The following is a 13,145-nucleotide window of genomic DNA, read 5'->3' on the forward strand; positions in this document are numbered from 1 at the left end:
CATTACGCGGTCTGGTAGAGGGCGCGCAGCCGTTCGCCGTACTTCTCGGCGATGGCGGCGCGCCGCAGCTTGAGGGTGGGGGTCAGCTCTTCCGCCTCGGCGGTGAGCGGACGCTCCAGGAGCGCGAAGCGGCGGACCTGCTCGGGGCGCGAGAGCCCCGCGTTCACGCGGTCCACCGCGGCCTGCACCTCGTCCAGCAGCTCGGGGTGCGCGAGCACTTCCGCGTTGCCGGCCGGGAGGGCGCGCGCGCGGGCCCAGGTCTCCACCGCGGAAGGGCGCAGCGCGATGAGGGCGGACACGAAGCGCTCGCCCTCGCCGAATAGCACCGCCTGCCCGATCCACGGCTCCTGCGCCAGCCGCGCCTCGATGGGGAGCGGCGCCACCTTCTTTCCGTTGGAGAGGGCGATCAGCTCCTTCTTGCGCCCCGTCACGCGCAGCTCGCCGCGCGCGGTGACCTCGCCCAGGTCGCCGGTATGCAGCCAGGCGCCGTCGTCGCTGAAGGTGGCGCGCGTCTCCTCTGGCCGCCCGTGGTAGCCGGCGAACGTCATCGCGCCGCGGCGCACCAGGATCTCGCCGTCGTCGGCGGTGCGCAGCTCGGTGCCGGACATCGGCGGGCCGGCGGTCTGGAAGCCGTAGCCCTCCGGCCGGTGGAAGGCGACGCACAGGTGCTCGGTGAGACCGTAGCCGCCCAGGATGCTGAGCCCCAGCGCGTCCAGGTACTCCGCCACCTCGCCCGGCAGCGTCGCGCCGCCGGAGGTCGCGAGCCGCACCCGCCCGCCGAAGAGGCCGCGCAGTTGGGCCGCGTACGGCGCCGCCACCTGGCTCCACTCCGCCTGCAGCCAGGCCGGCACCGGCTCACCCTCACGGCGAAGGGCGGCGCGGGCGCGCCCCAGCTCCAGCGCACGCCGCCAGCGCTCCGCCTCCCCACCCGTCGCGCGCCCCTCTTCCGAGCGCATCGCCTCGTACGCCTTCTCGTAGAACCTGGGCAGCCCGCCGAACACCGTGGGACCGTACTCGCGCGCCGCATCCCACATATGGTTGGCGTCGCCAACCAGTGCCGCTTCCATCCCGCAGGCGATCCGCGTGTGCAGTCCAAAGACGCGCTCGGCGGCGTGGCAGAAGGGGAGAAAGGAGAGAGAGGTGTCGTCCGCGCACAGCCCAAGCGTGTCCTGGATGGAGTCAGCGGAGGCGGTGAGATAGCGGTGCGGGATGGCGGCGCCCTTGGGCTCGCCGGTGGATCCGGAGGTGTAGATGAGGAGCGCGACGTCGTCCGGCCGCGCGGCTGCGCTGCGGACATCCACCTCCGCACCCGCGCCGCGAGCGAGCGCATCCGACCCGCGCGCCATCCACGCGCTCCACGAGACGTCCCCCGCGCCTCCGACGGCGATCACCGTGCGCAGCGCCGGGAGCTCCGCGCGCACCGCGGCGACCTTGGCGAGCTGCGCGGCAGTGTCCACTATGACCACTGCCGCGCCGCAATCGGCGAGCACCTGGCGCACCTGACCCGGCGCGCTGGTCGGGTACACGCCCACCGACACGCCGCCCGCGAGCATCGTCCCCAGGTCCGCGACGGGCCACGCCTCGACGTTCCCCGCCAGCACCGCCACGGACTCGCCCGGGCTGACGCCGGCATCCACCAGCGCCGCCGCGAAGTGCCGCGCCGCATCGCCCCACTCGCCCCAGGTGAGGACGCGGTCGTGCGGGGCACCGCCGGACGCAAGCGTGCGCAGCGCCGGCCGGTCCGGGTGGAGCGCCGTGCGACCCAGGAAGCGGGAGACCGCTGTCTCACTCATCGGCGGCGCCAGTGTGGGGGTTCCAGCGTAGCGCGACGCACCCCATTGAGAGCCCCGCGCCGGAGCCGGTCATCACCACCAGGTCACCGGGCTGCAGGCGGCCGGCGCGGGCGGCATCGTCGAGCGCCATCGCCAGGCAGGCGTTGCCGGTGTATCCCCACTTCTCCATCACGGTGTGCGCGCGCTCCATCGGCTGGGCGAGCGTCTCCATCACCGCCTCGATGGTGGAGCGGTTGACCTGCGTCCAGAGCCACAGGTCCACGTCCTCCACCCCGTGCCCGGTCCTCCCCAGCACCGAGCGGACGATGCGCGGCCACCCCTCCTCGTTGACCTCTCTGGGATACTTGGTGACGAAGCGGAGCCGGTTGCGGTATCCGCTGCGCAGCACCTCGGCCGTGATCGGCTCCGCCGCGCCGCCCGCGAACACGCCCATTCCCGCCGACAGAGACCCGTCCGCAAAGAGCTCGGAGGCGAGGATGCCGGGCTCGTCCGAGCGCGCCACCACCACCGCCCCCGCGCCGTCCGCGAAGATGGTGGCCGTTTTCTTGTCAGCCGTATCGAGGAACTTGGACATGGCGTAGGCCGCTACCACCAGCACGCGCTCGTACCGCTCGTCCGCGCGGATGTACTTCCACGCGGCATCGAGGGCGGTGGCGAACCCGGCGCACGCGGAGTTGATGTCGAACGTCCCCGCCGCTCCCGGCAACCCGAGCCTCCCGTGCAGCACGGACGACGTGGCGGGCGAGACGTACTCCGGCGTGTCGGTGGAGACGATGAGGAGGTCGATGTCCTCGGGGGCGAGCCGCGCATCCGCCAGCGCCGCGCGGGCCGCCGCCTCCGCAAGATCGGCCGTCGACTCGTCCGGCCCGCACCATCTCCGCTCCCGTATCCCCAGCGTCCCGGACACGAACGCGTCCACGTCCTCCCCCACCATCACCGAAAGGTCGGCGTTGGTGAGGATGCGCTCGGGAACCGCGGACCCGGTGGAGACGATCGTGGCGTGGCGCATGGTGTGGTGTTTGGGTGGTGCGCGGGGGGCCCTCACCCCCGCTCGTTCCTCGCTGCCCCCTCTCCCGATAACAGGAGAGGGCTGCGCCCTCTGTTATCGAGAGAGGGGGCGTATAACCTGTTGTCGCACCGGCCTGTCCCCTGCTCCCCGCACATCATCTCGTAGGGGCCGCCCCGCGTGGCTGCCCGTGCCCGTCCCTGCACCGCCGCCCGCTACACCTCAGTTCCGGCCCTTCCGTTTCCCCCCTCACCCCGCCACGCCCGTCGTTCCCCGCACCACCAGCTTCACCGGCAGCGGCCGGTCGGAACGCGGCGCGTACGTCGGGTCGTCCAGGCGGCGAAGGAGGAGGCGTGCGGCGCGGGCACCCAGCTCGCGGGCCGGAATGGCGACGGTCGTCAGCTCCGGGGTGAGGACGCGGGCCAGCTCCACGTCGTCGCACCCCACCAGCGACAGCTCGCCCGGAACCGCGAGCCCGGCGGTGAGCGCCGTCTTCAGCGCGCCCGCCGCCAGCAGGTCGTTTGCGCAAAAGATCCCGGTCGGGCGGTCGTGGGAGGCGAGCAGCGAGCGCATCGCCCGCTGTCCCCCGGCGATGGTAGGCGGAGTGCGCCGCACCCACTCCGACCGCGGCTCCACCCCCGCATCGCGCAGCGCTCGGAAGAACCCCCGCTCCCGCATGCGGAAGCCGTGTACGTCCGAAGCCGGGCCGATGAAGGCGAGCCGGCGGTGCCCCAGCCCCAGGAGGTGCTCCGCCGCCAGGCGCCCCGCCTCCAGCGCGCCGCTCGCGACCCCTGGCCACCGCTCGGGCGGCTCGTCCACCAGCACCACCTCGGTGCCCGAGAGCGCATCGGCCGGGAGCGATGCGGCGCCGACTCCGTCCAGGATCAGCCCGTCCACCTGCCGCGCCCGCAGCGCCTCCAGGTGCCGCGCCGCCGGCACCTCCCGCGTGTCGCCGGGAAGGACGACGTATCCGGCCTCGGCCGCCACCCGCTGCACGCCGGTCACCACGTCCAGGTAGAACGGGTTGGAGAGGTCGGGCACCAGCACACCCAGCGCGTACGACCTTCCGCGAACCAGCCCGCGCGCCAGGATGTTGGGCCGGTACCCCAGCGCCTCGGCCGAGCGAAGGACCCGCTCCCGCGTCGCCGCCGCCACCCGCGCCCGCGGATTCCCCCCCAGCACCAGCGACACCGTGGCCTGGGATACGCCCGCGTGGCGCGCAACGTCGTGGGTTGTGATGGAGCGGTTGGGTGAGGGCACTCGCTTCGTCCTTTTGCTGATACGTATTAGCTAATACGTATCAGCAGGGTGGATGTCAAGGGTTTTGTTGGATAGGCGGGTGGGGCGTCGGAGGCCGGGGGCCGGATGCCGGGCCGGAAGCCCGGGGGCAGTCGCCGGGGCAGTCGCCGGGGGCTAAAGCCCCCGGCTGGAACTACGGGAAGGCGGCTGAAGCCGGCTCGCGAGCCGCGGCATTGGAGCCGCACCCGACGCGACGGGCAGATAGGTGCGTACGCCCCTCCCCCAGGTAGTTTTTGGGGGAGGGGCCGCGAGGTGACGAGCGGGGGTGGGGGCCTGCCCCTACCACCGCTCGTCGCGGTCCAGCAGCTCCGCGGCGGCGGCGGGGGTGAGGGGGCGGGCGAAGAGGAAGCCCTGCGCGTAGTCGCAGCGCTGGGCGCGCAGGGAGGCGAGCTGGGCGGGCGTCTCCACCCCCTCGGCCACCACGCGCACCCCCAGGTTGTGCGCCAGCGCGATGATGGCGTGCACCAGCTGCGTGCTGCGCCGGTCGTGGTCCATCCGGCTCACGAAGGAGCGGTCGATCTTCAGCTCGTCCAGCTCCATGCGGTGCAGGTAGCCGAGTGACGAGTAGCCGGTGCCGAAGTCGTCCATGCAGAGCTGCACCCCCAGCTCCTTCAGCGTCCGCAGGGTGGAGCGCGCGGGCTCGGCGTTCTCCAGGATCACCGTCTCCGTGATCTCCAGCCAGAGGCGCGAGGGATCCACCCCGCACGCCACCAGGCCGCGCGCCACGTGGTCCGCCAGGTCCGCGTCGCCGAACTGGCGGGCGGAAAGGTTGAGCGACACGATCAGCCGCCGCTCCGGGTAGCGGCGCGTCCACTCGGCGAGCTGGCTGCACCCCTCCTCCAGCACCCATCGCCCCACCGCCGAGATCAGCCCCGTCTCCTCGGCCAGGGGGATGAAGAGGTTGGGGGCGATGGTGCCGCGTTCCGGGTGCTCCCAGCGCAGCAGCCCCTCGAAGCCCGCCACCCGCCCGTCCTCCAGCGACATGATGGGCTGGAAGAGGAGGCGCAGCTCGCCGCGCTCCAGGGCGCGCCGCAGGTCGCTCTCCAGCCGCAGCCGCTCGACGGCCTCGGCGTGCATGGCGCGGTCGAACACCTCGTAGCGGTTCTTGCCGCGCGCCTTGGCCCGGCTGAGCGCCGCGTCCGCGTTGCGCAGCAGCTCCTCTGGCCGTTCGGCCGTGCCGCTGGCCAGGGCAATCCCCATGCTGGCCGACGCGAAGACGTCGTGGCCCGGCGCCAGAGCAAAGGGCACGGCCAGCGCTTCCAGCAGGCGCTCGGCCATGTGCGTCGCCTGGCGCGTGCTGGTGGAAGGCAGCAGGAGGGTGAACTCGTCGCCGCCGAAGCGCGCGACCGTGGCGTCCGGGGGGATGGCGGCGGCCAGGCGGCGGGCGATCTCCACCAGCATGCGGTCGCCCACGCCGTGGCCCAGAGAGTCGTTGATGACCTTGAAGCGGTCCAGGTCCATGAAGAAGACCGCCAGCGCCGCTCCCTCGCGCCGCCCGCTGGCCGCCCGCTCCAGCCGGTCCATGAAGAGGGCGCGGTTGGGGAGCCCGGTGAGGGCGTCGTGCAGGGCGCCGTACGCCAGGCGCTCCTCGGCCCGTTTGCGCTCGGTGATGTCGTGGATGATCCCCTGGTAGCCGAGCACGGTTCCGTCGGGGGCGCGGCGCAGGGTGGCACTCACCAGGCAGTGGAGCGTCTCCCCGTCACGCCGGGTGAACCTCACCTCGAACTCGCGCACGTACCCCGCGCGAAAGATCTCGTCCCGGAAGCGGGTGCGGTCCTGCGGATCTGCGTACAGGTGCGACACGTGGCCGGAGAGCAGCTCCTGGCGCGAGTAGCCGAATTGGTCCACCAGCGCCTGGTTCACCGCCACGAAGCGCCCATCCAGCGTCGTGATGTACACCGCGTCGCGGCTCTCCTCAAAGAGGGTGCGGTAGCGCTCCTCGCTCTCGCGCAGCGCCTCCTCGGCACGCGTGCGCGCGGTGATGTCGCGCGCGAAGCCCTGCACCCCCACCACCTCGTCCCCGCGCCGCACCGCCGTCTCCACCAGCTCCAGGGTGACGGGATGGCCGTCGCGGTGGCGGACGATGACGCGGTACGAGTGCGGCGCCCCGGCGGAGCCAAGGGTGACGGCCGTCTGCGCGTCCACCTCGGCGGTGTCCCACCCTGCCGGCTGCAGCGACCCGTAGCGCCGCCCCACCAGCTCCTCCATGCGGTACCCCAGCACCTCGTGCACCGAGGGGGAGACCGACTCGTAGACCCCGTTCAGGTCGTGCTGGTAGAAGAAGACCTGCTCGCTGCCGGCCACCATCAGCCGGTAGCGCTCTTCGCTGGCGCGCAGCGCTTCGGCGGCGTGCTCGCTCTGGGTGACGTCGCGGCTCACCCCCAGCGCCCCCACCCGCTGCCCCCCTGCATCCCGCAGCGGAACGAACACCGTCTCCGAGAGCCCCAGCCCCCCGTCCTTGCGCACGAAGCGGATCTTGCCGGACCAGCGGCCCTCGGCGTCCAGCGCGTACAGGATGCGCCGGTTCAGCTCCGCCGCCTCGCCGGGGGGGAGCCACAGCTCCACCGTGGACCCCAGCACCTCGTCGCGGGCCCACCCGTAGATCCGCTCCGCGGCGCGGTTCCAGTCGGTGATGCGCCCCTCGGGATCGGCGATGAGGACGGCGTCGTACAGGTTCTCGAAGGCGAGCCCCTGCCGCGCGAGCGCCTCCTCGGCGTGCTTGCGATCGGTGATGTCGAAAGCGGTACCCAGCCCCGCCTGCTCCCCCTGGAACTCGATGCGCCCCGCCGTCAGGACCACCCAGCGCTCCGTGCCGTCCTTGCGCAGCAGCTTCACTGCGTAGCGCTGCGGAAGGGATTCGCCGCGCTGGCGCGCCATCCCGCGAGCGCGCACCAGCTCGCGGTGCTCGGGGTGCACCACGTCCCAGAACTGGACCGAGAGGAGCTCCTCGCGCGTGTAGCCGGTCAGCTCGCTGGCGGCGGCGTTGACGTAGCGGAATCGCTCGCCCTGATAGATGAAGATCGCCGCCGGGATGGTCTCGGCCAGCACCCGGAAGTGCTCGTCGCCGGCGCGCAGTGCTTGCGCGTCGGCGTCGTGCGCGGAAAGCCCGGCGTCCAGTGCGCGCAGCAGCGCCTCGCTCTCCGGGTGGCGCGCCGCGCCGCCGAAGAGCTGCCCAACGATGCGCTCGAGCAATGGATGCAAGGAAGCTCCGGGTGTGCGCTGGTGGTGTGCGTCGCGCGCGCGGGATGGAGCGGTCCCGCGCCACGCTTAAAATGACCTTCCCAGCCTGCGCTGCAACGCGCGGGCCCCGGTGCGGAACGCCCAGGAAAGGACGCGCCGCCGAACCCGAAGGTCCGGCGGCGCGTTGGGTCTGCCTCGACCCGGCCGATGCCGCGTGCGGCACCCGCCTTGGCGGGGTACTGCTCGCCGTGGGGTTAAGCGCCCACGCGGCGGTCGTTTGCCCGTGCCAGATCGAAAGCAGCGTAATTCTCGGACAAAAGATCACCTCCTTTGTTCACGTTGGACATCGGGCGCGAACCCGCCGGGCCTTCTCCAGGCCCGGATCGACCGCGACGCGCGCGGTCCGTAACCGCGCCTATGATAACGCCTTCCACGGTATCTGTCTACCCCCTGGAAAAGAACATGAAAAGCCTCACACAGAGGCACAGAGGAACCGGCAAGAAACCAAGAAACTCTTTTGCTGTTCTCTCGTTTTCCTCTGTGGCTCTGTGTGAGATTAGGATCCTTGTTGCACACTGGACAAAGAAGAGCGGGAAGATGATCCTTGACACCCCACCCCGCGCACGGGTACCATGAACACGTGCTATTTCTTTAGCAGAGCCCACATACCGCTTTCCCCTCCTATGCAGATCATGGCGAAGTCTCCCCCGCTAGCGAACCTGAGCCGCCGCGAGCGGCAGATCATGGACGTGGTGTACCGCCTGGGCCGCGCCGCGGTGGGCGACGTGCTGGAGCGCATCCCCGATCCGCCCAGCTACTCGGCCGTGCGCGCGCTGATGCGCATCCTGGAGGAGAAGGGCCACCTGACGCACGAGCAGGACGGCCCTCGTTACGTGTACCTCCCCACGGTGCCCGCGGATACGGCGCAGCGCTCGGCGCTCACGCACCTGGTGAGGACCTTCTTCCAGGGCTCCACCGGTGCCGCCGTAGCCGCGCTGCTGGACCTGGACGACGGAACCCTTTCCGAGCCGGAGCTCGACCGCCTTTCGCGGCTGATCGAGCAGGCCCGGGGACAGGAGCAATAACCCATGTCCGCCCCCCTTCCCTCCGGCCTCACCGACACCTGGGCCTGGGCCCTCGCCCTCCTCCTGGTGAAGTCTACCCTGGTGCTGTGCGCCGCCGCCCTCGCCGCGCGGGCGCTGCGCCACGGCTCCGCCGCTCGCCGCCACCTGGCGTGGACGCTGGCGCTCGGCGCGCTCCTGGTGCTCCCGCTCCTGGCGCTGGCGCTCCCCGCGTGGAAGCTCCCCTTCCTGCGCATCGTCACCCACCCCGCCGTGCGGGAGATGGGCGAGGTCGCGGGTCCGGCCACGCCGGCGGAGCTCCTCACGGCGGGCGCCCTGCTGGCGCTGGTTTGGGCGATGGGCGCGGCGGCGGTGCTGGCGCGGATGGCGTTCGGGTGGCGCGCGGTGCGGCGGATGGCGCGCGGCGCCGTGCCCATGGACGACCTGCGCTGGACGGACACGGTGCGGATGCTGGGCGAGTCGGTGGGAGTGCGCGGGAGCGTGCGGCTGGTGCGCGGTGAGGGCGCCGCGATGCCGGTCACCTGGGGGGTCTTCCGCCCCACCATCCTCCTTCCCGCCGCGGCGGACGAGTGGGCGCCGGAACGGCGGCGCGTGGTGCTGCTGCACGAGCTGGCGCACGTGGCGCGCCGCGACTGCCTCACTCAGATGCTGGCGACGCTGTGCTGCGCCGCGTACTGGTTCCACCCCGGCGCGTGGTGGGCCGCCCGCCGCATGCGCGTGGAGCGCGAGGAAGCGTGCGACGACCGGGTGCTGGCCGCCGGCGCCCGCGCTTCGGACTACGCCGGGCACCTGGTAGAGGTGGCGCGCACTTTTCGCGTCCCCCGCCCCGCCGCGCCCGCGATGGCGATGGCGCGCGGAGGCCAACTGCAGGCGCGCGTCCTGGCCGTGCTCGATGCCGGCCGCGACCGGCGCGCCGTGCCGCACGGCGCGGGGATGGCGGTCTCGGCCGCGGTGCTGGCGGCGCTCCTGCCGCTCGCGGTGGTCGGGCCGTCCGAGCGGGAGCGCGCCCCGGCCTTCACGTTGACCTCGGCGCCTGCGCTGGCCGGTCCAGTGAAGCACGTGGAGCTGGACGGGATGCACATGGAGGTGCGGGTGAGCCCGGCTCCGGCACCCAAGCGCGCGCCGGCGCCGCTCGCCATCGCGCCGGCACCGGCGTCTGAGCCTGCCGCCGAGGCGGTGCCGGCGCGGCAGCCGGCGCACCGCAACGCACCGGCCCGGGCGCTGGCCGCGCTGATCCGCGCCACCACCGATCCGGAGGCGGACGTCCGCCGCACCGCCATCCGCGCCCTGGGCAAGCTTCAGGACGACGCGGTGGTGACGCCGCTGGTGCGCTCCCTCCGCGACCGCGACTCGGAGGTGCGCTCGCTGGCGGCGCGCATGCTGGGCGAGCTGGCCGGCGGCCATCCCGCGCCCGACGCGGAGCCGGTGGCCACCCTGGCAGAGGCGCCTCGCCGCGCATCGCGCCTGGGCGACGCCGCCGCCGACCGCGCCGCCGAAGCCCTGCGCGTCTCCCTCGCCGACGAGGACCCGCGCGTCCGCGACACCGCCCTCTGGGCCCTGGGCGCAATCGGCGGCGCAGACCAGCGCGGCGTCGTGATTTTGGGCGGCCAAGCCGGCAGCACCACCGGCGTGGAGACTACTTTTGAGGGGCCGGAGTTTTGAGCCGGTAGGGCCGGGGGGTTCAGCAGATGCAGCAGGGCGGGCGGCTCTCCGGGTGGGGAGCCGCCCGATTGCGTTTTGGGGCGCAGGGGCCGGCGGATCAGACGGGTGGCGGCGCCGGGGAGGGCACGGGCGGCCACGTGGGGCCGCCCCTACCGGTTGCGGTGCGGGGCGGTGGTCGAGGAGGGGGCGAGGGGCAGGCGGAAACGCAGATCCGCCCTACCCTATTGAGTGCGCCAACCGGGCGCGGGGCACGGGCGCGATAAATCGCGCCCCTACAGCAATTGCGCACCCCGCGAGGATTCATGCGTACGCCCCTCCCCCAGGTAGTTATTGGGGGAGGGGCCGCGAGTTCACGAGCGGGGGAGGGGGCCTACTCCTCCACCAGGTACGCGATCCCCCAGGCGCCTTCGCCGGCGTGGGTAGCGAGGATAGGGGTGCCGGGAGCGGTCAGGACCTCCACGTTGCCGTAGCGCTTGCGGATCTCGGGGACCACTTCGCCCAGGATCTCGGGACAGGCGACGTGCATCACGCCGAAGCGCACCTGCCCGGTGCCCACCGGCACCTTTCTCTCCAGGACCTCCATCATCTTGGGAAGCATGGCGTTGCGGCCGCGCACACGCTCGATCGGCACCAGCTTCCCCGTGGCGTCGATGTCCAGCACGGGCTTGATGTCAAGCAGGCTGCCGAGCCAGGCGCGCCCGCGGCCCACCCGGCCCGAGGCCAGCGCGCGCTCGAAAGTGTCCAGGACGATGAAGAAGCCGCTCCGGGAGCGGATGCGCGCCAGCTCGGCCACGATGCGCTCCGCGCTCCACCCCTGCTCCCCCAGCTCGCTCGCCTTGAGCGCGAGGAGGCCCTGCAGGAGCGAGCCGCCCAGCGAGTCCACCAGGTGCACCGGGGTGTCGCCGTCGGCGCGCTGCTTTACGGCGGCCTGGGCGGAGGCGTAGGTGCCGGAGAGGGCGGAGGAGAGGAGGATGGCGACGACCTCCTCGCCCTCTTCGCCGGCGCGGCGGAAGCCCTCCATGAAGGCGGCGGGCGCCGGCTGCGAGGTGCTGGGGTGCGCCCCGTCCTTGAGGCGGACGGCGAACTCCTCGGGCGAGATGTCGAAGCGGTCGCGGTACGCCTTGGTGTCGAAGATCAGGTTCAGCGGCACCAGGTGGATGCCGTGTGCCCTCACCACCTCGTCAGGCAGGTCGCACGCGGTGTCGGCCACGATGGAGATGGGGCGACGGGCGAGCGTCATGTGGCCGCCCGCGGCGGCGCGCTCGGCCACCGCGTGCTGCGCCTGCATGTCCTCCGCCTTGTGCGTGGCCAGCTCGCCCAGCGTGCGCAGGTAGGCGAAGACCTCCTCAGGCTCGTCCGTGTGGACGTGGATCTTGAGGAGGTTCTCGGAGCGGATGACGACCAGCGAGTCGCCGCGGTCGCGCAGCACCGCCTTTACCTCTTCCTGCGTGGGGATGGAGGGGCCGCGCACCAGCGCCTCGGTGCAGAAGCGGAAGCGCTCGCTCTCGGTGGGGTACTCCGCGGCGCCCGCGGCAAAGGTGGGCTCCGCGTCGTACTCCGGGATCTCTTCCAGGGGGGCGAGCGGGTCGCCGGCCAGGAACGACGAGATCCCCTCCAGCAGGTGCACGAAGCCCTTGGCGCCCGCGTCCACCACCCCCGCCTTCTTGAGCACGGGAAGCAGGTCCGGGGTGCTGGCGAGCGCCTCGCGGGCGCGCACCAGCAGCCGCTCGAAGAGCACCACGAAATCGGTGTGGCCCCAGCGGCGAGACTCGTCCGCGATGGCGCTCATGATGGTGATGATGGTGCCCTCCACCGGCTTCTCCAGCGCGCGGTAGACGTGCTCGGTGGCGCTGCGCAGCGACTCGCCGAACTCCGTCACCGAGAGCGATGCCCGGTTGCCCACGGACTCGCTGAACCCCAGCAGGAAGTGCGACAGGATCATCCCGCAGTTGCCGCGCGCGCCCAGTATGCCGGCCTCGGCGGCCTGGCGCGCCACGAGGCCCACCGACCCCTCGCGGCTGGCGCGCAGCCGGTCCGCCACGGCGGCGACGGTGAGCGCCAGGTTGGTGCCCGTGTCGCCGTCCGGCACGGGAAAGACGTTGATGCGGTTCAGGTCCGCCCGGTGGCGCTGGACGTACTCGTTCGCCTGGATCAGTGCGCCGCGCAGTCCGGCGCCGTCGAGGTGGCTTACGCTCATCGTGGGGAGATATCCGGCTGGAGAGCCGCGGAACGCCGGGCGGGCTCGCTGCGCGTGTGGAAGCGGAAGGTGTAGACTGAGGCGCGCCGCCACCTTGCGCAAGGGCGCCCTTGCCGCCGCGCGGGTACGATTCTCGCCGCCCCCCTCCGACGCGCCACGAGCTTTGGCGGCGCAAGGCAATCCACGAACGAAGGGGGATGAGGGGATGAAGAAGACGACTCTGGCGATCGCGGCGCTCGCCGCCACGCTGGCGGGGAGCGCGCAGGCCCAGGTGTGCGCGAGCTATCCCACGGTGGACGGGGGGATCTCGCTGGGCGGCCGCATCGACTTTCCGGACGACCTGGACTCGTTCGGCGTGGAGGCATCGTACAACGCGCGCGGCCCGCTCGCCGTGTTCGGCGGGCTGAACGTGCTCTCCGGCGAGGGCGACGACGCCGAGAGCGAGGACCTGTTCTTCGCCGGGCTCGCGTTCGAGACGCCGCAGATCGGCGCGATGCTGGGGCCGGGCGCCTCCGCCTGCCCGCAGGTGCGCGTGGAGTACGGCGACTTCGACGGGCTCACCTTTCTGCGCGTGCCGGTCGGGCTCGGGCTGGGCGCCACCGTCGCCACCTCGCCCTCGGGCCCCACCATCTCGCCCTACGTGATCCCGCAGATCGTGTTCACCCGCGTGGGCCTGGACGACCTGGAAGAGTCGGAGACGGAGTTCGGGGTGCGGGGCGGGGCGCTGCTCACCTTTGGGCAGTTCTTCGTGGGCGGCGAGCTCAACTACACGGGCGGCGACCTCAGCATCACCGGATCGGACATGCAGTTCGGCCTCCGCGGCGGGGTGCGCTTCTAGGCGCAGCGGCGGCTCCCTCGTTTGGCGCCCGTGTCGCGCCGGCGACGGCGGGCGTCCACGCCAGGGGACAACGTAGGGGCGGCCCCGG

General features: G+C 72.5%; 8 protein-coding genes. 3 read left to right on the forward strand and 5 right to left on the reverse strand.

Features of this window, described 5'->3' with window-relative positions; translation table 11 throughout:
- Window positions 1-2: 2 nt before the first annotated feature.
- From VF584_06845 to VF584_06860, 4 genes are all read right to left on the reverse strand, one after another.
- On the reverse strand, window positions 3-1,793 hold the full coding sequence (locus VF584_06845; protein HEX8209889.1) for an AMP-binding protein: 1,791 nt from the start codon (window positions 1,791-1,793) through the stop codon (window positions 3-5).
- A complete protein-coding gene (locus tag VF584_06850) occupies window positions 1,786-2,802 on the reverse strand; it encodes a ketoacyl-ACP synthase III (protein HEX8209890.1) in 1,017 nt (338 codons plus the stop codon). Before VF584_06850 ends, VF584_06845 begins: the two co-directional genes overlap by 8 nt.
- 246 nt (window positions 2,803-3,048) lie before the next feature.
- The gene (locus tag VF584_06855) at window positions 3,049-4,059 is read right to left on the reverse strand and encodes a LacI family DNA-binding transcriptional regulator (GenBank protein ID HEX8209891.1); all 1,011 of its coding nucleotides are present in this window, start codon (window positions 4,057-4,059) and stop codon (window positions 3,049-3,051) included.
- 318 nt (window positions 4,060-4,377) lie between these two features.
- Entirely contained in the window at window positions 4,378-7,299 is a 2,922-nt protein-coding gene (locus VF584_06860; GenBank protein HEX8209892.1) for a PAS domain S-box protein, read from the reverse strand.
- A gap of 671 nt (window positions 7,300-7,970) precedes the next feature.
- Here VF584_06860 and VF584_06865 point away from each other — a divergent pair.
- Together VF584_06865 and VF584_06870 are read left to right on the forward strand one after the other, a co-directional pair.
- Complete coding sequence (locus VF584_06865) at window positions 7,971-8,363, forward strand: BlaI/MecI/CopY family transcriptional regulator (protein ID HEX8209893.1); 393 nt, start codon at window positions 7,971-7,973, stop codon at window positions 8,361-8,363.
- Window positions 8,364-8,366: 3 nt separating this feature from the next.
- Entirely contained in the window at window positions 8,367-10,022 is a 1,656-nt protein-coding gene (locus VF584_06870; protein ID HEX8209894.1) for a M56 family metallopeptidase, read from the forward strand.
- Between the two features lie 370 nt (window positions 10,023-10,392).
- On the opposite strand, the gene VF584_06875 is transcribed toward VF584_06870, so the two are convergent.
- Window positions 10,393-12,219 (reverse strand): DegV family protein, encoded by a 1,827-nt coding sequence (locus VF584_06875; protein ID HEX8209895.1) that lies wholly within the window; start codon window positions 12,217-12,219, stop codon window positions 10,393-10,395.
- A 205-nt stretch (window positions 12,220-12,424) separates the two neighbouring features.
- On the opposite strand from VF584_06875, the gene VF584_06880 reads away from it, so the two are divergent.
- Window positions 12,425-13,057 (forward strand): hypothetical protein, encoded by a 633-nt coding sequence (locus VF584_06880; protein ID HEX8209896.1) that lies wholly within the window; start codon window positions 12,425-12,427, stop codon window positions 13,055-13,057.
- Window positions 13,058-13,145: the final 88 nt, after the last annotated feature.

The organism is Longimicrobium sp. (assembly GCA_036389135.1).
Lineage (GTDB): Bacteria > Gemmatimonadota > Gemmatimonadetes > Longimicrobiales > Longimicrobiaceae > Longimicrobium.

Coding starts and splice junctions, on each gene's coding strand:
- VF584_06845 (HEX8209889.1), bottom strand. CDS start 1,793: ATGAGTGAGACAGCGGTCTCCCGCTTCCTGGGTCGCACGGCGCTCCAC.
- VF584_06850 (HEX8209890.1), bottom strand. CDS start 2,802: ATGCGCCACGCCACGATCGTCTCCACCGGGTCCGCGGTTCCCGAGCGC.
- VF584_06865 (HEX8209893.1), top strand. CDS start 7,971: ATGGCGAAGTCTCCCCCGCTAGCGAACCTGAGCCGCCGCGAGCGGCAG.
- VF584_06870 (HEX8209894.1), top strand. CDS start 8,367: ATGTCCGCCCCCCTTCCCTCCGGCCTCACCGACACCTGGGCCTGGGCC.
- VF584_06875 (HEX8209895.1), bottom strand. CDS start 12,219: ATGAGCGTAAGCCACCTCGACGGCGCCGGACTGCGCGGCGCACTGATC.
- VF584_06880 (HEX8209896.1), top strand. CDS start 12,425: ATGAAGAAGACGACTCTGGCGATCGCGGCGCTCGCCGCCACGCTGGCG.